General features: G+C 65.5%; 27 protein-coding genes. 7 read left to right on the top strand and 20 right to left on the bottom strand.

What is annotated here, in order from left to right; genetic code table 11:
- The first annotated feature begins 96 nt into the window (after positions 1-96).
- From THIDRDRAFT_RS20055 to THIDRDRAFT_RS20035, 5 genes are read left to right on the top strand one after another with little or no spacing between them, the layout of a single operon-like run.
- A complete protein-coding gene (locus THIDRDRAFT_RS20055) occupies positions 97-771 on the top strand; it encodes an MnhB domain-containing protein (RefSeq protein ID WP_007042741.1) in 675 nt (224 codons plus the stop codon).
- Positions 768-1049, top strand: a complete 282-nt coding sequence (locus tag THIDRDRAFT_RS20050; protein WP_007042740.1) for a Na+/H+ antiporter subunit C — start codon at positions 768-770, stop codon at positions 1047-1049. Before THIDRDRAFT_RS20055 ends, THIDRDRAFT_RS20050 begins: the two co-directional genes overlap by 4 nt.
- Complete coding sequence (locus THIDRDRAFT_RS20045) at positions 1039-2481, top strand: complex I subunit 5 family protein (protein WP_007042739.1); 1443 nt, start codon at positions 1039-1041, stop codon at positions 2479-2481. The genes THIDRDRAFT_RS20050 and THIDRDRAFT_RS20045 overlap by 11 nt, the downstream gene beginning before the upstream one ends.
- Positions 2478-3977, top strand: coding sequence for a complex I subunit 5 family protein (locus THIDRDRAFT_RS20040; RefSeq protein ID WP_007042738.1), 1500 nt, complete (start codon positions 2478-2480; stop codon positions 3975-3977). The genes THIDRDRAFT_RS20045 and THIDRDRAFT_RS20040 overlap by 4 nt, the downstream gene beginning before the upstream one ends.
- Positions 3974-6265, top strand: a complete 2292-nt coding sequence (locus THIDRDRAFT_RS20035; RefSeq protein WP_007042737.1) for a proton-conducting transporter transmembrane domain-containing protein — start codon at positions 3974-3976, stop codon at positions 6263-6265. Before THIDRDRAFT_RS20040 ends, THIDRDRAFT_RS20035 begins: the two co-directional genes overlap by 4 nt.
- A gap of 56 nt (positions 6266-6321) precedes the next feature.
- On the opposite strand, the gene THIDRDRAFT_RS20030 is transcribed toward THIDRDRAFT_RS20035, so the two are convergent.
- The 18 genes from THIDRDRAFT_RS20030 to THIDRDRAFT_RS19945 all read right to left on the bottom strand — a co-directional run bounded on the left by THIDRDRAFT_RS20030 (position 6322) and on the right by THIDRDRAFT_RS19945 (position 20917).
- A complete protein-coding gene (locus THIDRDRAFT_RS20030; protein WP_007042736.1) occupies positions 6322-7341 on the bottom strand; it encodes a DUF2333 family protein in 1020 nt (339 codons plus the stop codon).
- Positions 7342-7557: 216 nt separating this feature from the next.
- Positions 7558-8190, bottom strand: coding sequence for an NUDIX hydrolase (locus THIDRDRAFT_RS20025; RefSeq protein WP_007042735.1), 633 nt, complete (start codon positions 8188-8190; stop codon positions 7558-7560).
- Positions 8191-8204: 14 nt separating this feature from the next.
- The gene (locus THIDRDRAFT_RS20020) at positions 8205-8819 is read right to left on the bottom strand and encodes a BMC domain-containing protein (RefSeq protein WP_007042734.1); all 615 of its coding nucleotides are present in this window, start codon (positions 8817-8819) and stop codon (positions 8205-8207) included.
- 67 nt (positions 8820-8886) lie between these two features.
- Complete coding sequence (locus THIDRDRAFT_RS20015) at positions 8887-9675, bottom strand: DUF2189 domain-containing protein (protein WP_007042733.1); 789 nt, start codon at positions 9673-9675, stop codon at positions 8887-8889.
- Complete coding sequence (locus tag THIDRDRAFT_RS20010; protein ID WP_245535904.1) at positions 9656-10714, bottom strand: LysR family transcriptional regulator; 1059 nt, start codon at positions 10712-10714, stop codon at positions 9656-9658. The genes THIDRDRAFT_RS20015 and THIDRDRAFT_RS20010 overlap by 20 nt, the downstream gene beginning before the upstream one ends.
- 96 nt (positions 10715-10810) lie before the next feature.
- Complete coding sequence (locus THIDRDRAFT_RS20005; protein ID WP_007042731.1) at positions 10811-11011, bottom strand: hypothetical protein; 201 nt, start codon at positions 11009-11011, stop codon at positions 10811-10813.
- A 26-nt stretch (positions 11012-11037) separates the two neighbouring features.
- The gene (locus tag THIDRDRAFT_RS20000; RefSeq protein ID WP_007042730.1) at positions 11038-11310 is read right to left on the bottom strand and encodes a 4a-hydroxytetrahydrobiopterin dehydratase; all 273 of its coding nucleotides are present in this window, start codon (positions 11308-11310) and stop codon (positions 11038-11040) included.
- 63 nt (positions 11311-11373) lie between these two features.
- The gene (locus THIDRDRAFT_RS19995) at positions 11374-11859 is read right to left on the bottom strand and encodes a ferritin-like domain-containing protein (protein WP_007042729.1); all 486 of its coding nucleotides are present in this window, start codon (positions 11857-11859) and stop codon (positions 11374-11376) included.
- Positions 11860-11948: 89 nt separating this feature from the next.
- Positions 11949-12272 carry an alpha-carboxysome major shell protein CsoS1 gene (gene csoS1, locus THIDRDRAFT_RS19990; protein WP_007042728.1) on the bottom strand — a complete coding sequence of 108 codons (324 nt, stop codon included), beginning with the start codon at positions 12270-12272 and terminating at the stop codon, positions 11949-11951.
- Between the two features lie 137 nt (positions 12273-12409).
- On the bottom strand, positions 12410-12724 hold the full coding sequence (csoS1, locus tag THIDRDRAFT_RS19985; protein ID WP_007042727.1) for an alpha-carboxysome major shell protein CsoS1: 315 nt from the start codon (positions 12722-12724) through the stop codon (positions 12410-12412).
- Positions 12725-12821: 97 nt separating this feature from the next.
- Entirely contained in the window at positions 12822-13085 is a 264-nt protein-coding gene (locus THIDRDRAFT_RS19980; RefSeq protein WP_007042726.1) for a carboxysome peptide B, read from the bottom strand.
- Positions 13086-13087: 2 nt separating this feature from the next.
- A complete protein-coding gene (gene csoS4, locus THIDRDRAFT_RS19975) occupies positions 13088-13333 on the bottom strand; it encodes an alpha-carboxysome shell vertex protein CsoS4 (protein WP_007042725.1) in 246 nt (81 codons plus the stop codon).
- Positions 13330-15003, bottom strand: a complete 1674-nt coding sequence (locus tag THIDRDRAFT_RS19970; RefSeq protein ID WP_007042724.1) for a carboxysome shell carbonic anhydrase — start codon at positions 15001-15003, stop codon at positions 13330-13332. The genes csoS4 and THIDRDRAFT_RS19970 overlap by 4 nt, the downstream gene beginning before the upstream one ends.
- A gap of 1 nt (position 15004) precedes the next feature.
- Positions 15005-17257, bottom strand: a complete 2253-nt coding sequence (locus THIDRDRAFT_RS19965) for an alpha-carboxysome scaffolding protein CsoS2 (RefSeq protein WP_007042723.1) — start codon at positions 17255-17257, stop codon at positions 15005-15007.
- A gap of 47 nt (positions 17258-17304) precedes the next feature.
- Positions 17305-17646 carry a ribulose bisphosphate carboxylase small subunit gene (locus tag THIDRDRAFT_RS19960; protein WP_007042722.1) on the bottom strand — a complete coding sequence of 114 codons (342 nt, stop codon included), beginning with the start codon at positions 17644-17646 and terminating at the stop codon, positions 17305-17307.
- Between the two features lie 60 nt (positions 17647-17706).
- Positions 17707-19122, bottom strand: a complete 1416-nt coding sequence (locus THIDRDRAFT_RS19955; protein WP_007042721.1) for a form I ribulose bisphosphate carboxylase large subunit — start codon at positions 19120-19122, stop codon at positions 17707-17709.
- A gap of 364 nt (positions 19123-19486) precedes the next feature.
- Positions 19487-19804, bottom strand: coding sequence for a RuBisCO small subunit-like domain-containing protein (locus THIDRDRAFT_RS19950; protein ID WP_007042720.1), 318 nt, complete (start codon positions 19802-19804; stop codon positions 19487-19489).
- 186 nt (positions 19805-19990) lie between these two features.
- The gene (locus THIDRDRAFT_RS19945; RefSeq protein WP_007042719.1) at positions 19991-20917 is read right to left on the bottom strand and encodes a DMT family transporter; all 927 of its coding nucleotides are present in this window, start codon (positions 20915-20917) and stop codon (positions 19991-19993) included.
- 231 nt (positions 20918-21148) lie between these two features.
- Between THIDRDRAFT_RS19945 and THIDRDRAFT_RS19940 the strand changes: the two genes are divergently transcribed.
- Positions 21149-21787, top strand: coding sequence for an SOUL family heme-binding protein (locus tag THIDRDRAFT_RS19940; RefSeq protein ID WP_007042718.1), 639 nt, complete (start codon positions 21149-21151; stop codon positions 21785-21787).
- Between the two features lie 76 nt (positions 21788-21863).
- On the opposite strand, the gene THIDRDRAFT_RS19935 is transcribed toward THIDRDRAFT_RS19940, so the two are convergent.
- Entirely contained in the window at positions 21864-22496 is a 633-nt protein-coding gene (locus THIDRDRAFT_RS19935) for a hypothetical protein (RefSeq protein WP_007042717.1), read from the bottom strand.
- A gap of 250 nt (positions 22497-22746) precedes the next feature.
- Between THIDRDRAFT_RS19935 and THIDRDRAFT_RS19930 the strand changes: the two genes are divergently transcribed.
- Positions 22747-24351, top strand: a complete 1605-nt coding sequence (locus THIDRDRAFT_RS19930) for an ABC-F family ATPase (RefSeq protein ID WP_040845572.1) — start codon at positions 22747-22749, stop codon at positions 24349-24351.
- 129 nt (positions 24352-24480) lie between these two features.
- Here the strand turns inward: THIDRDRAFT_RS19930 and THIDRDRAFT_RS19925 are convergent, their stop codons facing one another.
- Entirely contained in the window at positions 24481-25188 is a 708-nt protein-coding gene (locus THIDRDRAFT_RS19925; RefSeq protein WP_007042715.1) for a hypothetical protein, read from the bottom strand.
- Positions 25189-25515 lie beyond the last annotated feature (327 nt).

The following is a 25515-nucleotide window of genomic DNA, read 5'->3' as shown; positions in this document are numbered from 1 at the left end:
CGCGGGGCTCGGCGGGGCGCTGATGCTCGCGGCGGCGCGCCGGGCCGCGCGTCGGTCCGCAGTGGACGGACGCGATGCTCCGGACGGGGACGACTCGTGAGACGTGCCGGAACCCTGGTGATCGGCGCACTGGTCGGCCTGCTCGCACTCTGGCTGCTCTGGGTGCTGCGGGATGTACTGGTGCCGACGCCGCGTCTGGCCGAGCTGGCCCTGCAGGAGCTGCCCAACACGGGTGTCAGCAATCCGGTCACCGGCGTGCTGCTGGCCTATCGCGCCTACGATACCCTGCTCGAACTGGCGGTCCTGCTGGCGGCCTTGCTGGGCATCTGGTCACTGGGCGCGGCCTCGCCGGGCTTCCAGCCGGCGGGGACCGTGCTACGCGGCATGGTCAAGCTGGTCGTGCCACTGTTGATCCTGACCGGCGGCTATCTGCTCTGGGTGGGCGGACATGCCCCGGGCGGGGCCTTCCAGGCCGGCGCCTTGCTCGGTGCCGCCGGCGTCGTATTGCGACTGGCCGGCGATGCGCGGGCCGGGTTGCCGCCGGTTCCGGTACAGCGCCGCTTGGCGGTGGCTGGGGCGGCGACCTTCGTTCTGGTCGGACTCGCGACCATGGCGTTCGGCACGGGCTTTCTGAGCTATCCGCCCGCCTGGGCGAAATGGCTGATCCTGACCATTGAAACGGCGGCGACCCTGGCGATCGGGGTCACGCTGGCTGCGGCCTATGTCGGCGGCCAACCCGTGCCGCGATCAGGCGAGGACGGTCCTTTATGATGACGTCGCTGCTCTACGGCGGTGCGGGCGTGATTCTGTTCGCGCTGGGGCTCTGGGCCTTTCTGGTCTACGAGCCCCTGCTGCGTAAGCTGATCGCGCTCAACATCATGGGGAGCGGCGTCTTTCATCTCCTGATCGCCATCGCCGAGCGCGGTGCGCTGGCGCCGGATCCGGTGCCGCATGCCATGGTCCTGACGGGGATCGTCGTTGCCGTGAGCGCGACGGCACTGGCACTGGCGATGGGGCGACGGCTGGAAGACGACGACGATGCTCGATAGCCTCGCCCTGGCCGTTTCCGTTCCCTTGATCGGTGCGCTTCTGGTCACTGCGGTTCCCGGCCGTGTCCAGGGACTGGGCCTGCTCGCCGCGCTCGCGACCCTGGCGACGGTCGGTCTGGTCACCGCCGAGGTCTGGCAACAGGGAAGCCTGCGCTCGGACCTCGGCGGCTGGGGCGCGCCGCTTGGCATCAGCCTCGCCGCAGATGGACTGTCCGCCGCGCTGCTGGCGATGGCGGCCCTGGTCGCGCTGGCGGTCAGCGTCTATGCCTCCGGCTATTTCAGCCGTGGCGAGACCGAAACCCATTTCTGGCCCCTTTGGCTGCTGCTCTGGGCCGCCTTGAACGGGCTCCTCCTGGCGGCGGACCTCTTCAATCTCTACGTCACGCTCGAACTGCTCGGACTGACGGCGGCGGCCTTGGGCGCCCTGACGGGCACGAGGGCGGCAGTCGAGGCCAGTCTGCGCTATCTCCTGGTCGGTCTGCTCGGCTCCCTCGCCTATCTGCTCGGCGTGGCGCTGCTTTACACCGCGTATGGCACGCTCGACATGGCCCTTTTGGGCGCTGCCGTGAGACCTGAACCCATCGCGGGCTCGGCGCTGGTGCTCATGACCGCCGGTCTGGCCTTGAAGGCGGCACTCTTTCCCATGCATTTCTGGCTGCCCCCGGCTCACGCCAACGCCCCGGCCCCTGTGAGCGCGGCGCTTTCGGCCCTGGTCGTGAAGGCCGCCTTCTATCTCATGCTGCGGCTCTGGCTGGATGTCTTCGCGCCCTTGGTCACGCCTTGGGCTGCGGGTCTCATGGGTCTACTCGGTGCCCTGGCCGTGTTCTGGGGCTCGTGGCGGGCACTGCGGGCCGAGCGGCTGAAGCTGATGGCGGCCTATTCCACGGTCGCCCAGATCGGCTATCTCTGTCTCTTCCTTCCGGTGCTGACCGCACTGCCGGCGGGCGACGCGCGCGAGGATCTCTTGGTGGCACTGCTGCTCATGGCCCTGACCCACGGCTTCGCCAAAGCGGGACTCTTCCTCGCCGCCGGTCTGGTGCAGCGCAGTGCGGGGCATGATCGCATCGATGACCTCGGCGGCACCGCGCAGCACATGCCGGCGACGACCTTCAGCATCGGCCTGGCCGGTATCGCCCTGATCGGATTGCCGCCGAGCGGCAGCTTCGTCGGCAAGTGGATCCTCATGCGGAGCGTGATCGAGAGCGGGCAGTGGTGGTGGATCCCGGTGATCCTGGTCGGGACCCTGCTGGCGGCGGCCTATGTCTTCCGTGTCCTGAGCCGCGCCTTCAATCTGGAGCCGACGCCGCGTCGCTTCGTCACCCAGGCACGAACCGAGGTGCCGGCCTTGCTGTTGGCCCTGACCTCGGCGGCGGTGCTGGGACTGGCTGCTCGCCCGCTCTGGCGCCTGCTGGGCTTCGAGGGTGGCCTATGAATCTCGATCAACTGCTGCCCGCAGTCATCGTGCTCAGCTCGTTCCTGCCGGGCGTTTTCATCTTTCTGTTGAAGGAAGAGAGTCACCTGCTGCGCGGTGTGCTCAACATGACCGGCGCGATCGTCAAGGTACTGCTGGTCGGGGTGATGATTTGGGGCGTCTTCCACGGTCATGTCTACGAGACACGCCTCACGCTGGCGCCTGGGCTGGATCTGGTGCTGCACGCCGATGCCCTCGCGGTGCTATTCGCGACCCTGTCGTCGGTCCTCTGGCTGGTGACGACCATCTATGCCATCGGCTATCTGGAGCACTCGCCAAACCGCAGCCGCTTCTTCGGGTTCTTCAGTCTCTGCGTCTCGGCCACGGTCGGGGTCGCCCTGGCTGGCAACCTGCTGACCTTCGTCGTCTTTTACGAGGTCCTGACGCTCGCGACCTATCCGCTGGTCGCCCATCGCGGGACGCCGGACGCCACCCGGGGGGGCAAGATCTACCTGGCCTACACCATGGGCGGCGGTGCACTGCTGCTGGTCGGGGCGGTCTGGCTACAGGCGCTGAGTGGGCCGTCCGACTTCGTGCATGGCGGTTTTCTGTCGGGGCTGCACCCGGATGTCTGGGGGCAGCTGGTCGCCATTTTTTTCTTCCTGCTGGCCGGACTCGGCGTCAAGGCGGCGCTCGTACCCCTGCACGGTTGGTTGCCGCAGTCCATGGTCGCGCCGGCCCCGGTCAGCGCGCTGCTGCACGCCGTGGCGGTGGTCAAGGCCGGTGCCTTTGGCATCGTGCGGGTCGTCTACGATGTCTATGGCGTGGGGTTTGCGGACGCGCTCGGCTTGCTGACGCCGCTCGGCATCCTTGCGACGATCACCATTCTCTACGGTTCGGGCATGGCTCTGACGCAGGACGGACTCAAGAAGCGACTCGCCTATTCGACCGTGAGCCAGGTCTCCTACATCGCGTTGGGTGCCTCCATCCTCGGTCCCATCGCCACCATTGGTGGCGTGGTGCATCTGGTGCATCAGGGCATCATGAAGATCACGCTGTTCTTCTGCGCCGGGAATTACGCCGAGACCCTGGGGGTCCACAAGGTCAGTCAGATGGACGGGGTGGGGCGGCGCATGCCCTGGACCACGCTGGCCTTTAGCGTCGGCGCCCTGGGGATGATTGGCATCCCGCCGATCGCGGGCTTCGTCAGCAAGTGGTACCTGGCAATGGGTGCGGTCGAGGCCGACGCCTATTGGGTGCTGTTGATCCTGGCCTTGAGCAGTCTGCTCAATGCCGGCTATTTCCTGCCGATCCTCTACCGCGCCTGGTTTCGGCCGCCGCCCAAGCGTTGGCCGGAGGAGCACATTCCGGCCGGGCGTTTCGAGACCATGGGCGCGCTGCTTTGGCCGCCGCTGATCACCGCCGCCTTCTGTCTCGTCGCCGGCCTCTTCGCCGCAGCACCCTTCAGCCCGCTCGAATGGGCGACGCTGATCGCGCGCCGGGAGTACGGGCCGTGAGCGGTGGGCTGCTGATCCTGGTCTGGGTCTGGCCGCTGCTGCTCGCGGCCCTGGCGGTCAGACCGTCGTTTTGGTGGCTGCCGGCCATCGGTGCACTGCCTGGACTGGCCGCCGCACTGCTGGTGCCGCTTGGCAGCCGTCTGGAGCTGCCCTGGCTGTTTCTCGGCACCACCCTGGGGCTCGACGCGACCGGCCGGATCTATCTGATCTTCACCGCCATCCTTTGGTTGGTGTCCGGGATCTATGCGGCCTTCAGCGTTCGTGGACAGCCGCATGCTGGGCGCTTCAGCGTCTTTTTTCTGCTGGCGATGGCCGGGAATCTCTGGCTGATCGTCGGGCAGGATTTGCTGAGCTTCTATGCCGGATTCGCCATCATGGGGCTGTCTGCCTACGGGCTGGTGATCCATGACGGCAAGACGGCCGCGCTGCGGGCCGGCAAGGTCTATCTGGTGATGGCCCTGCTCGGGGAGGTGACCCTCTTCGCCGCCTTGGTGTTGGTCGCCAGTCATGCCGGAACCACAGTGCCGGAGCCCGAGCAACTGGTCGGTCTCGACGATCTGACCATCGCGCTCCTGATCCTGGGGCTCGGGGTCAAGGCCGGCATGGTCCCGTTGCATCTGTGGCTTCCGCTGGCGCATCCGGCCGCGCCCGTCCCGGCCAGCGCCGTGCTCAGCGGCACCATGATCAAGGTCGCGATCCTGGGCTGGCTGCGTTTCCTGCCGGTGGGAGTCGTCGCTCTGGCCGACTGGGGCGCCTGGCTGACCGGGGCCGGTCTGCTGACGATGTTCTATGCGCTCCCCATCGGTCTGATGCAGTCCGACCCCAAAGCGATACTGGCCTATTCGAGTATCAGCAAGATGGGATTGCTGATCCTGCTGCTGGGGCTGATCCTGACCGAGCCCGCGCTGGCGCCGGTCGGGATCGCCGCGATCACCCTCTATGCCGCCCATCACGCGTTGGCCAAGGGGGGGCTCTTTCTCGGCGTCGGGCTGCGAAAATACGCCGCCCTGCAACCCCTGGTGCTGGCCGGACTGGTCGTGCTGGCCCTGGCGCTGGCCGGCGCGCCCCTGACCAGCGGCGCGGTCACCAAGTACGGCATCAAGCCGCTGCTCGCTGGCGCCGACTGGGGTTGGCTGTCCATCGCGGTCGCGGTCTCGACGGTCGCCACCACGCTGCTGATGGCGCGTTTCCTCTGGGTGACCGCGCACATCAGGCCCCACCCTGAGACCGGCTACACCTGGCCCGGCGCGGCCTGGGCGGTCCTGATCACCCTGGTGCTGCTGTTTCCCTTCCTCCTCGGCGAGCCGGCGGCCTGGACGACCAATGCCGCGACCGTCGGTGCTGGTATCGGCATTGCGGTCGCCGTCATGACCGTGGCGCGCCGCCATCCCGGTCTGGCCAGACCCCTGGTCGGCCGCATCCCGCCTGGCGATCTGCTGGGCCTGATCCAGCAGATCCTGTTGGCGCTGGTTTGGTATGGGCTCGCGATCCTGGGTTTCGTGGGGGCGCTCTACGCGCGCATCGAGGCACGCCTGACCCAGGCGTTCGATCGGGTCTTCGCGCAGCCGACGTCCGACGCCGAGCAGGGACTGCGTGCCTGGCCGGTCGCCGGCGCGCTCTGGCTCGCGGTTGGCGGTCTGCTCTTCGTGGCCGTGCTCGGCGGGGCGCCCGAGATCTTGCCCCCCGAGCCGGCGCCACGGGGCGAGATCGCCGCGACGTCCCCCGTGGAGGCGGATCTGCCGTCGGAGCCTGGCGTCGTCGGTGTGCCCGGAGACGAGCCGCTGCCCAGCTCACTGCCGGATGTCGACGCCGAGACCGACAGGGCATCCGCGCTCGAGCCGAGCCCGCGTTCGGAAACGTCTGAGGTTGACGCAGCGATCGCAGCCGAGACCGAAGAGGCATCGACTCTGGACGCTCAAACGCCTGCTTCCGCGCGTGACGCGCCGCCGGTGGACGCGGTGGCGGTCTGTGATCCCGAGATTCCCTTCGTCTTCGCCAGTCCCAAGGGTCCCGCCGAGCGGATCGGCTTGCAGCGCTGCGTTCGGGATCCGGACAGCGGGGCGCTGCGTCTGCTCGACGCGCCACCGCTCACGAATCGCTTGGTGTATCTGTTGCAGGAACAACTCGAAGCACTGGGCTTCGACCCAGGCCCGATCGACGGTCTGATCGGACCCAGAACCCGTGATGCCGTTCGCGCCTTCCAAGAGGCACAGGGCATCCCGCAAACCGGCCGGATCAGCTTCGATCTGCTGGAGCGTCTACAGCGGGAAACGCTTCAGGACCCATGAGTCCCCAGCAGATGGTCACTCGGGGTCCTTTGGAATCCAAAGGACCAACCGCGTCATCAGCCACGTTCGAGCAGCACGCGCAGATCGAGCACTGCGGCGTTGGCTCGCGAGATGTAGGATCCCATCACGAGCGAGTGATTCGAAAATAGACCGTAGCCGTGGCCATTGAGCACGATGGGACTCCACTTGGGCAGGCTGGCGCCCTGCAGATCGCGAAGGATCTGTTGCAGCGAAAGCTGGGCGTTCTTGTCGCCCAGCACGTCGGCGAAGTCGACCGCCAGGGCTTGCATGGTGTGCAGTAACGCCCAGGAGTAGCCGCGGGCCTCATAGAAGACGTCGTCGATCTCGTACCAGGGGGTCTGTTGGAGCGACGGCGCGCTGTGCAGGACGAGCGCCGCAGTCAGCTCGGTTTCACCCACGCTGGCGCTCAAGCGCTGTGCGTAGCTGCCAAGGCGCTTTTCGACGATTTGCAGGTAGGCGCTCAGATTGTCGGCGCGCGTGTAAAATTTGGCGGATCGGTCGGTCCCCGACATCAGCGCCTGCATGTAACGCCCCAATGCGTCCAAGCCGCGTTGGTATTCGCCTTCGGTCGATGGCAGGACCCAGGACGAGGCGTTGAAGTTGAATTGCGATTCGGCCTCGCGCAGGTCGGGATTCTCAGTCGACTGCGTCTGCGCACGGCTGAAATCGTTGCGCAAGGCGGCCACCGAATCGCGCAGTTCCGTCAGCACGCCGAATTCCCAATTCGGCGTGTTGTCCATCAGCAGGCCCGGGGGCAGGATGTCATTGCGCAGATAGCCGCCGGGTTTGTCGAGTAGCGCCTCGGCGACACCCATCACGGCCGACACGGTCACGACGCCGGGCTTCAGTGTGACGTTCTCGTCATCGAACCGTTGCAGGGCTTCCTGATGTACATCGAGATGCGTCGGCTGTACCGACCAGTAGGCACCCAATCCGCCAATTACCATGACCAGCAACAACAGACCGCCGCCGATCAGGGCGCCGAGTCCGGGGCCGCGCCGCCCGGCGACTTGAGTCGGCGCGCTCTGGATCTCGCTATGGGTCTCATTCGTCACGATTCTCTCCTGTGGTTCATCAATGGCTCCGGGGTATTCCGGGTGCGAGCAGTGCCCGCGCGAATGCCTGCCAAGCCATTCGGGTCAATAGTATTGGCGCTGCTCGGGCCCGCTTGGCGATTGTATCAAAGAGCAGGATCCGGCCCCCGGCGCGCTTCGTAATGGCCTTGCTCTCGGGCGTGAGGCCGCCCACGCTCGCCGGATCATTGCTCGCCTTCACCGACTGGCTCTGCAGCGTGCACGGCCGGTCGATGGCGAGCGCGTTGGCAATGAAACATGTCCATCGATGGGCATCCATCCCTGGCGCAGTCGGCGTGTCTTCTCGACCATGCGATGGGTCGAACGATTGTTGTTGAATTGGGCCACCTGCCAGAGCCGCACCCACAATAGCTGATGCGACTCGTCGTTGCCTGGAATCCTCAGGTCGTCGTCCATCTCCACCAGAAAACGGATGTCGATGTGCTTGTGCCGTGGGCCGCGCACACTGGCGGGGATGGTGTGGATGTCGACGTCGAAGATGGCGTCGTCGACGAGACGGATGTGCGAGGGGTCGAGGCCGGTTTCCTCGGACGTTTCGCGCAGTGCGACACGCAGGATGTCTGAATCGCAATCGGCATGTCCGCCGGGCTGGAACCACTGGTCGTGCTTGCGATGGTGCAGCAGTAGGACCCGATCGCGGCTGGGGTTCACGACCCAGGCGGATCCCGTCACGTGGGCGGGCCAGAGATCGCAGTGAAAGCAGTCCGCGTGGGCGATCACGAACTCGCGCGCCCGTGCCACGTAGGCCGATTCTTCCATGAATCGGGTCCGATGTGCGTCGAGCAGTGAAAGGAGTGCTTGGCGGTGCATGCGGGTCGACTCGGTCAGGCTTCGGACGGGTTTTGGACAGCGTCGATCGCCGCCGCTGCGGCCTCGTCCACATCGCCCTCACGCCCGGCGAGAATCAAGCGACCGAAGGCGCCGACCGCGCGCGCGTCGATCAGCGTGATGCTTGCGGCCTTCTCGGCTTGGTTCGCGGCGTAGACGATGTAGCCGGCCGGTTCGGTTTCGAGGATGAACATGCTCTGCCCAGGCAGGATCATGGAACCGCGCCGATCTTGACGATTGATCAGCACGCAATGATCGGGGGTCATGCCGCGGATCGTTTCCTGCCAGGCGATACGGCAGGTTTCGCGGTCCGAGACGGTGGCGCCCATCCGCGACAGGAGGACGCGGCCGGCCTCGCGCACATCGCTCTGATCGCGCTGGTGGATCACCAGTGAGCCATAGGTGCGTTCCACGACCTGCTGGGAGAGATGCACGCGGGTGGCCTTGAGCGCGGCATCGGTGAGGCGATGGACCGCCATGCCGGGCGAGACCTCCACCCACAGACAGGCATCGCCCGGTACGGGCAGGAAGCCCTGGGACACGGTCGCCATGTAGGCGGCGAGCTGGGGCTGCAGTGCGTCGATGTAAACGTAGGTTCTAAGCTTAATCATCCTGCCTCGAAGCGCTGGAGCGGCTGTGTCGTTGGGTGCCTTGCATTCCGGGATCTGAGCGACTGTCTCAATCTGCCCTTGGCACCAGATCCCGATAGGCGTGCCAGGTGGCATGGCCCACCAAGGGTACGGCCAGGAAGAGTCCGAGATAGAAGGTCAGGAGTCCAGTCCCGACGATCGCGACGAGTAGTGCGGCCCAGAGCAGCATGGGCAGCCAGTTCTGGGCCACGGCCCGCACGCTGGTCCGCATGGCGGTGAAGCCGTCCACCGGGCGGTCGATGAGCATGGGGATGGTGATGGCGCTGACGCAGAAGGCGCAGGCGGCGAAGAAGGCGCCGACCAGGACGACGGCAATCACCAGGGGCCTGTGCTCCCCAGACAGCACCACGGTCGAGATGAAGTTGTTCCAGGTGGGGAAGGGGTCCTGGTAGAGCATGATGAACAGAAAGACCGAGGCCAGTATCCACAGCTGCATGATGATCAACAGGAAACCGGTCGCGATGCCCAGCTGACCCTGATTGCGCTTGATCGCCTCCAGCACTTGGCAGTGCGCCAGGGGCTCGCCCCGCTCCAGGTGATCGCTCATCCGATAGAGCCCGATGGCGAGCAGGGGTGCCATCAGAAAGAATCCGGCGGTGAGGAAGGGCAGGAGAAAACTGAGCCGGCCGAGCAGGGTCAGCAGGACGATCGACGCACTCAAGATGACGATGCCGGCGCCGTATCTCAGGCTGTACAGTGGAGCCGCGCGGATATCCAGCCAGCCCTTCTCCAACCAACGCCAGGGGTGTCGCAAGGTCACCCGATTCACGGGTGGATCCTGCTGATCGGGCGTTGACTCAACGGGTGTTTCGTTCATCGCTCATCCTCCTCATGCCCTCTTCGGGGCTTGATCGTTCTTCCTCATCTTCGGCCTGGTCCTCGGTCTTCTTGCCGCCATTCTCGCGCCCGCGCGTCAAACGAGCATGGGTCTTCTTCAATTGACGACGCAGTTGCTTGCCTTCCTCGTCCAGGAAGTCGAGGAAGGCGCTCGCGACCACCGAAAGCTCCTTGCCCTTCGCGTAGGCCACATACCAGGTGCGCTCGAGTGGGAATCCCTGCACATCGAGAATCCGCAGCGGTGATTGCGGTCCTTCTTGTGCCAGTGTGTGGAGCGAGAGCACGGAGATGCCGAGCTGTCCGTAGATCGCATGCTTGATGGCCTCGTTGCTGCCCAGTTCCATCCGAACGCGTGGTTTGAAATCGGCCTCCGCGAAGTTTCTGAGCACGACGTCGCGGATACCCGAGCCGGGCTCGCGCATGATGAAGTGCGCGTCGGCCAGACGCGCCACGGGGATGTTTCGCTCTGTGGCCAGCGGATGATCCCGGTGCGCGATCACGTAAAGGGGATTGGGCGCGAAGGCCTTGTTGATCAGCTCCAGATCCCGCTCGGGGATCTGCCCGAGGATGTAGAGATCGTCCTTGTTGGCGGCAAGGCGCTCGAGCACGTTGTCGCGGTTGGTGACCTTGAGTGCGACGTCGACACCGGTGTGGCGCTGACAGAAACGACCGAGCACCTCGGGGGCGAAATACTTGGCGGTGGTGATGACGCAGAGGCGCAGATAGCCCTGTCTGAGGCCCTTGAGGTCGGCGACCTTCATCTCGAAGCGGTCGAGGACGTCGAGGATCGCCTTGACTGCGGTCTCGAGTTCGCGACCCGTCTCGGTGAGATAGACCCGTCGGCCGATCTGCTCGAACAGCGGCAGGCCGATGACGTCCGTCAACCGCTTGATCTGGGTGGAGACCGTGGGCTGGGTGAGATAGAGCTCGTCGGCCGCCTTGGTGAAGCTGCCAAGGCGGGCGATCGCCTCGAACACCTGGAGCTGGCGCAGACTGACGTGACGGACAAGATTCAGCATGGGGTCGAACATCTTCGGCTCTCGATGGCTCCGATGATAACGCGCGCTCCAGGAGGGCGGGCGAGGCGATCGATCCCGCAGTCAGGGTTGATCCGGTCAATCGGGCCAGACACGCTGCTTGGAGCGATAGCCATGGTCGTAGGTCGTCTGGGCCGGCGGTTTGGCGGCGCGCGGTCGTCGAGCGGCCGGGCGCTTGACGCCGCTTGGGCCGGCCTTGGCCTTGGCGCTGGGAGCCGCAGCGGGATCGGCCACCGGTGGCTCGGGTGGGGCGATGGGCGGCTCTGTGTCAGTGGTCATGGTTCTGATCCCCGGATCGCGTCAGATCAAGCCGTCGTCGGAACGGCCGTGAGGAGGGTGTCGATCTGACCAGCGAATGTCCAATGTTCCGGCAGGATCGCGCCCACATCGTCGGTCTGGATGGTGAGGCTCACGGAGGTGCGCCCGAAGCTGATGTCCGGGTAGCGGTTGGCGGCCTCGCTGATGTCGGCCAGGGCCTCGAGGAAGTCCCGGGTCTGTTCGTAATCCTCGAAGTCGATACGGCGCTCCAGACGTGCGGGGCGGTTGCGTTCTTTCCAGGTGGCTGCTTGATTGGGCATGGTGATCCTCGTCGTTCGTTGTCAGCTGTCATCAGTGGTTGGAGGTCGATGGATGTCGTGCGACTAGCGCCCCATGATGCCAGTCGGGGGCAAGCGCAGCTGTTGCAGCCAGGCGTCGAGTTGCCGGACGTGGTCCAGCTCCTCGTCGTGGAGGGCAGCGAACAGGGCCTGGTCATCGGGCGCGTCGATCAGCGCGCAGTAGTGCGCCGCCTCGCGATACAGCTCGATCGCCCGCTGTTCGAGCAGCCGATTGGCCTGCAGCAGCTCGATCAGCGACAGGCCCGCACGCACCGGGATGAGCTGCGAGGCGTTGGGGATGGCGCCGAACTCGATTAGGCGCGCGATTAGCCGCTGTGCGTGCTCTTGCTCCTCGTTCGCCTCCTGGCGGAAGTAACTGGCGATCTCCTCCATGCCCCACAGCTCCGCCAGACCGGCATGGGTGAGGTACTGCTGTACCGCGCTCAACTCGTGGCTCAGGGCGCGGCCCAGATAGCCCAGCACTCTGAGGTTCACTGTTCCGGGGTTCTGGATTCCGGGTGGGGCGATCATGGTGCTCAATCCGCGTTCGCGCGCTTGACGAGGCGATCGCTGGCGCAGCCGGCTGGCGGTCTCTCAGCCATGCGATCGGCCAGCGTCGCCTAGGACCGGCCGTGTCCGCCGTCGGTGTCGCCCGGTTGCTGGGGCAGGACCGGTTCGACCTCGCGATGGGGGCGGGCGATGATGTGGGCGGCGACCAGCCCGTCGCCCACCCGTTCGCAGGCGTCGGCCCCGGCCCGCACGGCGGCATTGACCGCCCCGGTCTCGCCGCGCACCAGCACGGTGACATAGCCTCCGCCGACGAACTCCCGACCGACGAGGCGCACCTCGGCGGCCTTGGTCATGGCGTCCGCCGCCTCGATGGCCGGCACCAGTCCGCGCGTCTCGATCATGCCGAGCGCGATCCCATAATTTTCACTGGCCATGGTTGTCGTTCCTCACATCAAAAAAATCATTACATCCAGAACGCATCGGTCGGGTGGACGCGCCGGGGCGACGTCCACGCGAATCGCGTGGCGGCCTTGGCGGATGGCGCCGTGCTGGCCCATCCGATCGTCTCGAACTAGGCCGCCTCTTTGGTTGCTGGGCTGCCGGTCGGCAGCACCGGCTCCACCTCTCGGTGGGGGCGGGCGATGATGTGGGCGGCGACCAGTCCGTCGCCCACTCGCTCGCAGGCGTCGGCCCCGGCCCGCACGGCGGCATTGACCGCACCGGTCTCGCCGCGCACCAGCACGGTGACATAGCCTCCGCCGACGAACTCCCGACCGACGAGGCGCACCTCGGCGGCCTTGGTCATGGCGTCCGCCGCCTCGATGGCCGGTACCAGACCGCGCGTCTCGATCATTCCCAGTGCAATCCCGTAGTGTTCGTTGGCCATTGTGTGACTCCTCTGTGTTGGATAAACCCGCCTGCTCTAAACAGGTCGCCCCGCGCGATCGGATGGTTGAATTCGGGCGTCCGAGCCCACGCTGGTGTCAGTCCTCTGCGGAGGTCGCGTCCTCCTCCCAGCGATCGATGATTCCGCCGATGCTCAGATCGGTGAGGATCCCGTTGCCGACCGCGAGACGCGCGGCCGAGCCACTGATGGTGAAGACCCAGTTGCCCGGACGGGCGCCGACGGTGTCGACGGCCACCGCCCGCTCGCCCTGGGGGCCGCGCAGGACCCGGAAGGAGACGCGTGCCAGACCGGGTATCCGGCGTGTGCAGACCAGTGAGTCCTCGACTTGCATGATGTCCATGCTCACTGCGCCTCCCAGTGATCGATGATCCCGACGATGGTCAGGTCGCTCGGGTAATCCTTGTGGCCGGCGGCCTCGCGTGCCGCCGAGCTGCCGACACAGATCACCCAGTCGCCTGGCGTGCAGCCGACGGCGTCGACGGCGACCAGTGAGCTCCTGCCGTCGCGCACCACCTGGAGGTGGCGATGCTCCAGCCCTGGGATGCGATTGGTCGCGACCAGTGGTTTCTCGACCTGGCAGATCTTCATGCCTCCCTCCAGGTGCTCGGCAGCGAGCTTCCGACGCAGTCGATGGGGCCGGCGCGACTGGTATCGCGCAGGGTCCAATAGGTCTGGATCAGGCCTCGCTCGGCGAGATCCGGATAGCGTTTCAGGATCGCCTCGGCGACCCGCGCGCAGCGTTGAACGGCCCGCTCGCGCGCCCCGGGCACCTGGCCCCTGTAGTGAAAGCGCAGCACGATGGGGATGGGCAGCCCGTGCGCGACGTTGAGACGGCGGAAGATCTCGATGCCGACGTCCAGGTTGTGCGCCCCTTCCTCCAGCGTGCGCATGAAGGCGAAGTAGGTCAGATTGCGCAGATGGACCTCCTCGAAATCCGTGCCGACGCCGATGAAGCGTTCTTGGTGACCGGCGTCCGGGTAGTGCTCCCCGGCGTAGGTCCGGACATAGTCGATCTGCGACAGATTGTTCTCGATGAGTCTGGCCATGAGGTCCTGCAGTCCGGGCTGCGGTGCCGGGCCGCCGTCGCGCGGTTGGGCGATCGCCTCGCGGATCCGGGCCCGCGCCGATTCGGGATCGAGCTGCACCGTCGTGCGGTAGAGTCCGCCGGCGTCGATCAGGCGATCCAGATCCGGCTCACCAGCGTCGTTCGGCAGGTGGATGCGCAGTCGGTCGGTATCGGTGTCGATGCCGATGAGCAGCGTCGCGATCGAGGCGCCGCAGCAATGGGTGTTTTCGACGGCCAGACGGAAGGCGCGTAGCTGCGCGAGACCCGCCGAGGCGGCTGCGCGCGTGTCGCTGCCGTGTGCCGCGCAGCCTTGGTGATCGGGGTCGCGGCTGCTGTAGTGATAGGCCGCCACCTTGAGATACCGGGTCGGGGCGTCGGCCAGATTGGGCAGGCCTTCGCGGAAACGTCTCAGCTCGACCGCCTCCCAGCGCTGGAGCGCCTCCTCCACGTCGAAGAGTGCACCGGCGGAGGATCGGCGCTGTACCGTCCCCATCGGGAGGCGCAGCACATAGCTGATGGTGTGCGCCAGGCGCCCGTCGGCGCAGGGCGTGACGTTCATGGCGTGGAAGCCGCAACGCAGCAGGAAGTCGTGGAAGTCCTGTGCTTGAGGTTGGGTCTCCAGCGGATCTGCGGTGAAATAGTCCGTGCTCATGGCGCGGAAGGTTTCGAAGGTGGCGTGTGCGAAGAGCGCGCGCATGTCCAGCCGATCCACCCAGGCATCCGCCAAGGCATCGTCCGGTAGCGCGAACCCGAGTGCCGCCCGCGCGGACTCCTGGGCCGAGCGCTCGAAGTCAGGCGCGTGCTGACGGGCGGCGATGGCCCGGAGTGTCGGCGCGATCTGCGCGAAGGCGCCCTTCACGCGCGTTTCGTACGCCCACAATTGGCGGTTCTGCTCCGCTCGCGTCAGGGAATGCAGCGCGCCCGGCTCGCGGCGAGCATCATCCTGGCGCTCCCCATCCTGGCCGGTTTCATCCCGAGGGCCTTCATCCCGCCGCCTTTCAGTACCGAAAGCCTGGTCCCGGAGCGCTTCATCGGGGCGCGCGTCGATCGGGCTCGACGGGGTCTCCCACCAGGTGGCGTCGACCGGGGCCGCGACCGCCGACCCGGGTTGCGCCGCCGGCCTGGGGTGGGCGTTGACGCCGCTCCACATCGGGGCGCGTGCGCGGCGGCGTGACTTGGTGTTGGGCTTCATCTTAGCCTCTGGCCCCGCCGGACAGGGTCACTAGGGCGCCCCGGTCGGTGCTGCCGCTGCTGCCCGTGATCTGCAGCTCGGGTGCCTTGCGTGCCTGGGCGTCACGATAGGCACGCGCCCCGGCGAAGGCCCCCATGGGCGTTCCCCGGCGTGTCGGGTTGCGCCCGAATGCGGAGGTGCCTTCGGTGCCCGTGACCCGCTCGTTGCGTCCCCAATCGTCGCCCGTGATGCGCGTGCCTCCGTCCATGCCTTCGCCGGTGATGCGGGGGCGCGGCGTTTCGGCCGGTTGTTCGGATGCGATCATGGCCGGCATCGCCGGGTCCATTGCCATGGGGTCTGCGCCGTCAGGGTGCGGATCCACATCGCCGGAACGGCGCAGGCGGAAGTCGTCGGTTCCAGTCACCACGTCACCGGCCATGTTGAAGGGCCCCGTGATGCGGCTGCGCGTCTCGTCGTAGGCCGTGCCCGTTACCCGGCGCTCGTCGGCGTGCTGTTGTGTCGAGCGCGTCGGCGTGTTCGGGCTGAAGGACGTCCAGTTGCCGCCGCTGAGCGGCTGCGGGAAGTCTGCGCTGCCGGGCGTTGCCGCCGAGCTTGCACCGCAAGCGGCGAAGAACTGGTCCTGACCGAGATAGGGCGTTCCCGTGACGGACTGGCAGGCGCCCTTGGCGGCCCCGCTCATGACGCCGCCGATACCGGGCTGAGTGCCGGTGAGCCCGGCGCCGGGGGTACCGCGCCGCACGGGGGTGCGCTCGGTCATGGCTTGGGCGATCTCGGGTCCGCAGTGCGCGAGCACCGGGCCGGCCCCGAGATAGGCGGTGCCGGTGACGACCTCGCAGGCACCGGGCTCGTCGCCCGTGACCTGTTGCGAGCGGCCGATCTGACTGCCCGTGACCTGCTGGCCGTGCCAGGTCGCGTCGACACCGACCTTTTTGCCGCCGAAGGGCTCGGGCGAGGTCTTGCAATGGCCTCGGAAGTGCTCGCTGCCGAGGTACTCGTTGCCCGTCACGCGCTGGTAGGTTCCGGGCTCGTTGCCGGTCATCCGTTCGCGGCGCCCGATCATGGATCCGGTGACCGACTGGCCGCTGAGGGTCTGCGTCTGTCGCACCTTGGGTGGGGCACCTTCGGGGCCGGGCGCGGTATAGGGCGTGCCCGTCAGTTGACGCCCGGCGCCGGTCTCATCGCCCGTCACCTGGGTGCTGCGTCCGACCTGGTTGCCGGTCAGGGTTTGACGCTGGTCGGTGGTCGTTGCTGCAGCCTGGCGATCGGGTGCCGCAACCGGACCCTGGCCGCAGAATTCCTGGAAGACCTCCGCGCCCATGTATTCGGTTCCGGTCACGGCGCGGCAGGCACCTGGCTCGTCGCCCGTCGTGCGTCTGCTGCGGCCGACCTTGGTGCCGGTGACCTGTTGGCCGGAAGCGGTCTCGCTCACGCCGACCTTGGCGGGTACGGGCTCCGACTCCGAACGCGTCTGGGGTCGGGTTCGTCCGCTTGGCCGCGGACCCGTGTCGCCGCATTTGCCATGCGTGCAGCGCTCCTCGCGGACCCGCTTGGCGATCTCGCGCGAGCTGACACCGGCATTGCGCATCAGGGACGTGGTCGCGGCGTTGCGCGAGCGTCCACCCAGCGCCTCGATGCCGGAGCGGCCGCGATCCGCCATGGCGGCGCGACGGGCCATGGAGAGCAGTCGTCCGCGCGAGGCGGTCGCCTTCTTCCCAGTGGCCGCGCGCGGGCGGCCCGAGCGGCCGCGCCGCTCGCTGGCCAGGGCTCTGTCCTTGGCGGGCTCTATGGTCGTGTGTCGGGCGTCTTCGGTTACGGGCGTGGAGCGGCTGGAACGCAGCGCCGGTGCTTCCGTGCCGGCGATGGCGCGGCGACGGGCGATCGCCGCCTCGCGCCCGACAAGGCCGCGCGTATCCGCACCCACATCGCTCGTGGAGGTGATCTGTGCCGCCGACTTGCCCCGTGTGAGCCGTTCGCGCCGCTGCATGGACCGTGCGCGGCCCTGACCGGCCGCCAACTGGCGGTTCCGCTCGCGCTTGCGTGGCTGTTCTGTCCGCAGTGCGCTCGGGGTTGGTGCCGGCGTGCTGTCCGCGCGAGCGGCCTCGGCGCGCTTAGGTTTGGGCTCCGTGCGTGCGCCGGCCATCGGGTTGGGCGCGCTGCCCGTGCTCTGTGTCTTTCCGCCGGCGGCGATGGCGCGGCGCTTGGCGATGGACGCCTCGCGCCCAGTCAACCGTCGTTCGCTTCCAGCCTTTTCCATGCGTGCCTCTCGTTGCGTTCTGCGTGTCTGAATGGCTGGCCTGATGACTAGGCCGCGCGATACACCAGGAAGGCGTGCCCCTTGCTCTGGGCGTAGGTGTCGTAGCCGACCAGGCGAACGTGGTGATCTGGGTAGCTGCGCCGGCAGGACTCGATTTCGGCGAGGATGACGTTGGGATCCTGCTCGCCGAAGAATGGCATCTTCCACATCGGCCAGTAGTATTCGAAAGAGCGGCTCGGGTGCTCATGCTCCAGCGAGGCGTTCCAGCCGTTGTCGAGGATGTAGAGAATCTGCTCCATCACCTCGTCGCGGCTCAGTGGGGGCAGATAGGAGAAGGTCTCGTAGCGGCCGATGGTGGCGTGGTCGCCCATGGTGCTCGCGTTGCTCATGGCGTCGATGTCCTCTTAGGTCGAATGGGGCTCTAGGTGTCGGTTGCCGGGTCCGCTGACTCAGGCCGCGTCCAGCTTGTCCACCACGTCGAACTCGAACTTGATCTCCTTCCAGGTCTCCATGGCGGAGGCCAGCTCGGGGCTGTGACGTGCGGCCTCGGTGAGGATCTCGCGGGCGTTTTTCTCGACCTCGACACCCTCGTTGCGCGCCTTGACGCAGGCCTCGGTCGCGACCCGATTGGCCGCCGCGCCGGCCGCGTTGCCCCAGGGGTGACCTTGGGTGCCGCCGCCGAACTGGAGTACGGAGTCGTCGCCGAAGATGCTCACCAATGCCGGGATGTGCCACACATGGATACCGCCCGATGCGACCGCCATGACGCCCGGCATGCCGCCCCAGTCCTGATCGAAGAAGAGTCCACGCGAGCGATCCTCTGGGACGAAGGATTCGCGCAGGGCGTCGACGAAGCCCAATGTCGACTGACGGTCGCCTTCCAGTTTGCCCACCACGGTGCCGGTATGCAGATGGTCGCCACCGGAGAGGCGCAGACACTTGGCCAGGACGCGGAAGTGGATGCCGTGCTTGGGGTTGCGGTCGATGACGGCGTGCATAGCGCGGTGGATGTGCAGCAGCATGCCGTTGTCGCGGCACCAGTTGGCGAGGCTGGTGTTGGCGGTGAATCCGCCGGTGAGGAAGTCGTGCATGATGATGGGTGCGCCCAACTCCTTGGCGAACTCAGCGCGCTTGAACATCTCCTCGCAGGTCGGCGCGGTGACGTTCAGGTAGTGTCCTTTGCGCTCGCCGGTCTCCTCCTGCGCCTTGCGCACGGCCTCCATCACGAATTCGAAGCGGTTCTGCCAGCGCATGAAGGGCTGGGAGTTGACGTTCTCGTCGTCCTTGGTGAAGTCCAGGCCGCCGCGCAGCATCTCGTAGACGGCGCGGCCATAGTTCTTGGCCGAGAGCCCGAGCTTGGGCTTGACGGTGGCGCCGAGGAAGGGGCGGCCGTATTTGTCCAGGCGGTCGCGCTCGACCTGAATGCCGTTGGGCGGGCCGCCGCAGGTCTTGACGTAGTGCAGCGGAAAGCGGATGTCCTCCAGGCGCAGCGCCCGCACCGCCTTGAAGCCGAAGACATTGCCGACCAATGAGGTCAGCACGTTGACGATCGAGCCTTCCTCGAACAGATCGATAGGGTAGGCGACGAAGGCGTAGAAGCTCTCGCGGTCGCCCGGCACGTCCTCGATGCGATAGGCGCGTCCCTTGTAGTAGTCGAGATCGGTGAGCAAATCGGACCAGACCGTCGTCCAGGTCCCGGTGGAGGATTCCGCCGCAACCGCTGCCGCTGCCTCTTCCCGAGGAACGTCTGCCTGGGGCGTCACCTTGAAGCAGGCCAGCAGGTCTGAGTCCAAGGGCACATAGTCGGGCGTCCAGTAGGTGAGTGCGTAGTCTTTCACGCCCGCGTCGTAGGTCTTGATGCTCATCATTTGCTCCGTTCTATGGGTGCGACCTGGATGGTTGATAAATCTAGATGTGAGTGATTTCGAATTCCAATCGATATAAAGAATGCAAAAGATCGATTTCTGTCGATGGATTGCCGTCTTGGGATTCTCGAACGGAAGCGCGCCGCGCCGTTGAGGTTCGGCGATAAGAGACGGTGATGATTTGCTTTTGCCGCTGGCGCTAGAGGACGCAGGGGCGGGGGAGTGGGGGACGCCGGTGGAGCGAGGTTCTGAAGCTGTCGCGCGGTTGTGCTGCGTTCTTTTCAGTCAGGGGCAGGATTCGGTGTCCCGCCTTCTCAGCCAACTGCCCCGGGACGGTTCGATCAGACTGGACGCGCGGGTGGGGTCAATGCGGCCGGTGGACGACCAGAGAGAGACGGCTGCGCCAGGTGATGTTTTCCACGTTCAGTCGAATGTGATGGTCGGCGTGAAGATGTTTGCACGCCTCGATGGAGGCGTAGAGGCCGCTGATGTCACCGTTGAAGTAGCGCGTCTTTCCCCAGCGCTCCCAAAAGGTGAGGCGCGGCTGGACGCTGCTCGCATGCTCGATGCAGACGAAGCAGCCCTTCTGGATGCAGTGCGACAGGCGGTCCAGGATGGCTGCGTCTTCCGGGAAGGCGTCTGTCGTCTCGGTGCCCTCGCTCGCTTGAATTCGGTCGTACATGGTTTCGTCTCCGGTGATGGTGTGACGGACGATGAAGCCAGCCCGACTGCTTGGGTCGCCTGCGCCCTGGGCTCGGGAAGAGAATAGATTCCGAGTTATTTGGTGTGAAATTCGGATTCACCGGTGCGTGCATTGATGTGCGTCGATGGCCCCGGTTGAGGGGACGGGCCGCGCCCTCAGCGCGCCTTATGCGGAACGAGCGTCGCTTCTCGGTCCGCTCGCGGTGTCGTCGTGCCCGAGAATCGCCGTCGCGATCCCGCCAAGAATGAGTGAGCCGGCGATGGCTAGGCGAGCGGTAAAATCCTCTGACAGGAAGACAATTCCTCCGATAGCGGAGAGTACGGGAGCCGCAAGCTGGACGATCGAAGCCCGTGTGGTGGTCAGCCCCTTGAGTGCCGCGTACCAGATGATGTAGCCAATTCCCGAAGCGAGACTCCCAGAGGCCACCGCGATCCAGGCGCCACGCGCGCTCATGTGCAGGTGACTCAGCGTCAGGAGACTGACGATCAGGGCGAAGGGCAGGGCGCGGACGAAGGTTGCGGCAGTAACGGCGACTGGGTCACCCGCGCCTCGACCGCGCAGCGAGTAGATTCCCCAAGCGATCCCAGCCACGGCCATGAGCAGTGAGCCCAGTGGTGCCGGTGCGCTGATGCCTGGGAAAACGAGGTACACGAGCCCGCCGAAAGCCGCGAGCAAACCGAGCCACTCCTGGATGCGCAGGCGATGCCCTTCGCTGTAGCCCGCCACCAGCATGGTGATCTGCACGGCGCAGAAGAGGATCAGGGCGCCCGTTCCCGCGTCGAGGCTCACATAGGCAAATGAGTAGGGGACGGCATAGAGGCAAAGCACAATGGCCGAGACCCAGCCGTCGCGCGTCTTCTTGAGGCTCGCGCGCCCCGAAAAGGCCAGGATCGCCCAGAGCGTGAGCGCGCCGGACGCGAGACGCAGACTGGTATAGCTGGCTGGATCGATCTGCCCGTCGGCGATTGCCAGGCGGCACAAGAGCACGTTTGCGGCAAAGGCGACCAAGGCTGCGGCTGTGAGGATCGTCGTCCGCCATCCGCTCTGATGGCCGGTGACGATCCTCAGCGGTCTCCGGTCTGTTTTCGTCATCGCTCGAACCCCTCTGATAGCCCCGCTGGCGCCGCAATCGGAACGATGCCTTCCATCATGGCATAGAAGGGGTTCGGCGCCGAAGGACGGTTCAGAGGGGACCGTCAACGACGGCGAGCATAAAATTAAACGGTTGTTTTAATAATAAATAATGTCCTTATGTTGTGCTCGAAATGCGTCGCTCTCCGTGAGCTGTCTGAAACCGAATCAAGCGCCTTGTGAGTTATCGCTATGAAGATCCTGATCATCCTGGTCGCGGCCCTGGTGCTGCTCGCCATCACCGCCATGGCGGTGTTCGTGTTCGTCGTGCAGAACGTCGAGACGCCCGAGTATCGCGTCGTGGAACGCGACGAGCCGTTCGAGATTCGCGACTATCCGCCACTGGTGGTCGCCGAGGTGACACGCAAGGGTGATCGCCAAACGGCGCTCAGTGCCGGCTTCTCGCCGCTCGCGGGCTACATCTTCGCCAAGGAGCGCGAGGGCGACCGGGTGGCCATGACCGCTCCGGTCACACAGCAGCCGGCCGAGCGGATCGCGATGACGGCGCCGGTGACCCAATCGTCGACCGAACCCGGCGAGTGGTCGGTTCGCTTCATCATGCCTGCGCGTTACGATCTCGCCTCGCTGCCGGCGCCCGCGCGTGGCGACGTCCGGCTGGAGCAGATCCCGGCGCGGCGCACGGCCGTGGTGCGCTTCAGCGGCAGGACCACCGATACGCTGATCGGGGAGCAGGAGCGGGCGCTGCGCGATTGGATCGCGGCACGCGGTCTGCAATCGGTCGGTGAACCGGTCTACGCCTATTACAACGATCCCTTCACGCCCGGATTTCTGCGCCGCAACGAGGTCATGATCGAGTTGGCTCAGGACTGAGCCTGGATCCTGTGCGCTGAAGCGCGCTCAGATCACCAACCGCGATGCGTGAGCCCGAAGGCCGTTGTTCCGGGCTTCACGCATCGCTCAGTTTCGGTCGAGCCACGAGATAGATCAGCACGCCAAAGATCGGGAGCAGCGCGACAAGCATGTTCCAGGCGCGACCCTGGACGTTTCGCCGTCGCATGTCGTCGATCGCCAGGAAGGGGAGCACAAGCAGCAGAATCACCAGATCAAGGGTCATGATATGGACGAGCGGCTTGGTCTGCCACAGCTCCAGGTAGGTCTGGACGGATCCACCAGCGCCGACGATCACCAATAGGATCGCGACGATCAGCAGGATCGCCGGTCCGACCCGCGAGTCCAGGCGCTGCTGGAGTTGGGATCTGGCCCCCTCGACGTCGTGGCCCCAGCGGCGCAGCGCCACGTAAAAGAGGATTCCAAAGGCACCAGCAAAGAAGGACAGGATCACGAATGGCCAGGCAGGGAGCGGTTGTTCCTTGCCATCAAAGAGCACCAGCAGGGCATAGGCCATGGGGATCACGCCAAGGAGATTGAAGACCATGAACACCAGCGGCTCCACCGCAGAGAGATTCCCGGTGAACGATGCCGTGACCACATGCAGGCCGTACCCGTCGTCTGGAGGCAACAGATGATTGCTGGCAAAAAATCCGTAGATCGGGAAGGCGATCCAGAGCAGCCAGATCAAAGACCTGCGGGAATCTGAGTGATTGCTTCAACGCCGCTGCGAGTTTTCCCATGATTGATGCGCTCCCCGTTGATTGCCGCACGCGTCGGCGATGCAGTCGCAACAGCCCGACCCGTATTGCTATGTGACTCGGTATTCGGCACACTGCCCAAACTTAAATGAGCCTCGCACCAGTGCGGGGCTTTTGCATTTTTGGTCCGTCGAACGCATGGCGGCCAATTCTTCCCTCAGCCTTTCGCGGAACCCTACTTTGATCTCTACAGCCAATCTCACCATGCAGTTCGGCGGCAAGCCGTTGTTCGAGAACGTCTCCGTCAAGTTCGGCGGCGGCAATTGCTACGGACTGATCGGTGCCAACGGCTCTGGGAAATCGACCCTGATGAAGATCCTGGGCGGCGATCTGGAGCCCAGCGCGGGAAACGTCTCGGTCGATCCGGGCAAACGGCTCGGCAAACTGCGCCAAGACCAGTTCGCCTATGAGAACTACACGGTGCTGGATACCGTCATCATGGGACACGACGAGCTGTGGCGGGTCAAGCAGGAACGCGATCGTATCTACGCCCTGCCGGAGATGAGCGAAGAGGACGGCATGGAGGTCGCGCACCTGGAGGTTCAGTTCGCCGAACTGGATGGCTACACCGCCGAATCGCGCGCGAGCGAGCTGCTGCTGGGGCTGGCTATTCCGCTGGAGCAGCACGAAGGGCCCATGAGCGCGGTCGCGCCGGGCTGGAAGCTGCGCGTACTGCTCGCCCAGGCCCTGTTTGCCGACCCGGACATCCTGTTGCTCGACGAGCCCACCAACAATCTGGACATCCATACCATTCAGTGGCTGGAAGAGGTGCTGATCGCACGCAACAGCACCATGATCATCATCTCGCACGATCGGCACTTCCTGAACAGCGTCTGTACCCACATGGCCGACCTGGACTATGGCGAGCTGCGTGTCTACCCCGGCAACTACGATGAGTACATGACCGCCTCCAGCCAGGCACGCATGCGCCTGCAGGCGGACAACGCCAAGAAAAAGGCCCAAATCGCCGAACTGCAGACCTTCGTTAGTCGCTTCTCGGCCAACGCCTCCAAGTCCAAGCAGGCCACGTCCCGCAAGCGTCAGATGGAAAAGATCGTGCTGGAGGACATCAAGCCCTCCAGCCGCGTCAATCCCTTCATCCGCTTCGGTCAGGACAAAAAACTCTATCGTCTGGCGCTGGAGGTCACGGGCCTGGCCAAAGGGTATGACGGCACACCGCTGTTCAGCGGTCTCGATCTCACCGTCGAGGTCGGCGAGCGCGTCGCCATCATCGGCCCCAACGGCATCGGCAAGACTACACTGCTGCGCTGCCTGGCCGGTGATCTGGCACCCGACGACGGCACGGTCAAATGGTCCGAGAACGGCCAGCTGGGCTATTTCGCCCAGGACCATGCGGACGATTTCACGGAGAGCACCACGCTCTACGACTGGATGGATCAATGGAAACAGCCCGGCGACGACGAGCAGGTCATCCGAGGAACGCTGGGGCGCCTGCTGTTCTCCCAGGACGAGATCAAGAAACCGGTGAACGTCATCTCCGGTGGTGAGCAGGGCCGCATGCTGTTCGGCAAGCTGATGCTGCAGAAGCCCAACATCCTGCTGATGGACGAGCCCACCAACCACCTGGACATGGAATCGATCGAGTCGCTCAACACCGCGCTGGAGAACTACCCAGGCACCCTGATCTTCGTCAGCCACGACCGCGAGTTCGTCTCCTCGCTGGCGACCCGAATCATCGAGCTGACGCCCCAAGGCGTGGTCAACTTCAGCGGCAACTACGAAGACTATCTGCAAAGCGATGCCGTGCCAGCGTCAGGCGTTTGATCGGCACTCGATGCGGTGCCTGTGACGGTTTCCCGGCCGAGCGTATGCACACGTGCGTACTGGCGAGACCTCTGTGCCGGTACGCCGCTCCATGTGGGTGCCGCCTCGTTTGCGGTCGGCCGGAGCAGATTAGACCGGCGAGACAGCCTCACTCAACTCCTGCTCAGTGATTGCGAGATGCAGGGTCTCGGTGTCGCGGTTCAGCCAATCGATGGACCGCCGTGGCACCAGATGGCGACTGGTCGAGTGGGCGTCTTCCTGCGCGTGCTCGGGGGCAAGTGTCAGCTCCAGGTAGGCCAGCTCCCAGTCGGCGTCGTCGATCAGCAGGTCGGTAATCCTGAGTGACACGCCGTCGGCGGTCTCGCAGGCGATGCGGCGTAACCTGCTCGCGCGGACCCAGCGGTCCGCGCCGAGATCTGGCTCGGCGCCCAGCTCTGCGGTGATCTCGGCGAGGGTCTCATCGACCGGTGCCGGCGGTGCGTCCACAGCCTGCTCCGGGTCCATCTCGGCACGCCATTGGGCCTGCCAGGCGGGCGGTAGCCAGCCGTCTTCCAGTCCGCCGAGGTCTTCGTCTTGCGCGACGAGCGGACTCGAGCGCAGTGTTTCCGCTTCCATGGCCAGCTCCAGCTCGCGCTCTGCCTCGTTCACGCCGGCGACCGAGCTTGGCATGATGAGCACGTCACGATCCGGTGCCCAGGCATCCGCTTCCGCAGTCAGAAAGCGAACCCCCCAGCGTTCCGTATCCAGGATCAGATCCATGAGTCCGGCACTGGCATCGTCGATGGTGCTGAGTTTGAAGCCAAGCAGATTGGTTGCGGAGAGATAGCTGTCTGTCATGGGATACCTCGGTTGTTTGCACGATCTGCCATGCGCGTTGCTAATCCCCAGACGCAGTTTCTGCGCCATTCCCACTATTTTCATCTGAAGGAAAGATAGACGCGCCAAAACGGCTTCGTCACGGCGGCGAAGACCGACGTCCTCTGATCTCCAAAGCCGATCGAGGATGATGTGATCTTCTTCCCGGCCGAGTCGGTCGGCGCTGGTGCAATTGCCCCAGGGCACGGTGGCAATCCCCCAAACCGATGATTGAGCTGGGTGCGGCGAAGCGCCCCCTGCCGCGTTGGTCCAAGCATTGCCTGTATCCGCATAACAACGGGCTGCGAA

Origin of the sequence: Thiorhodococcus drewsii AZ1, from assembly GCF_000224065.1 — a bacterium.
GTDB classification, from domain to species: domain Bacteria; phylum Pseudomonadota; class Gammaproteobacteria; order Chromatiales; family Chromatiaceae; genus Imhoffiella; species Imhoffiella drewsii.
Note: the sequence above shows the minus strand (reverse complement) of the source record. Positions and strands in the feature narration are given on the sequence as shown.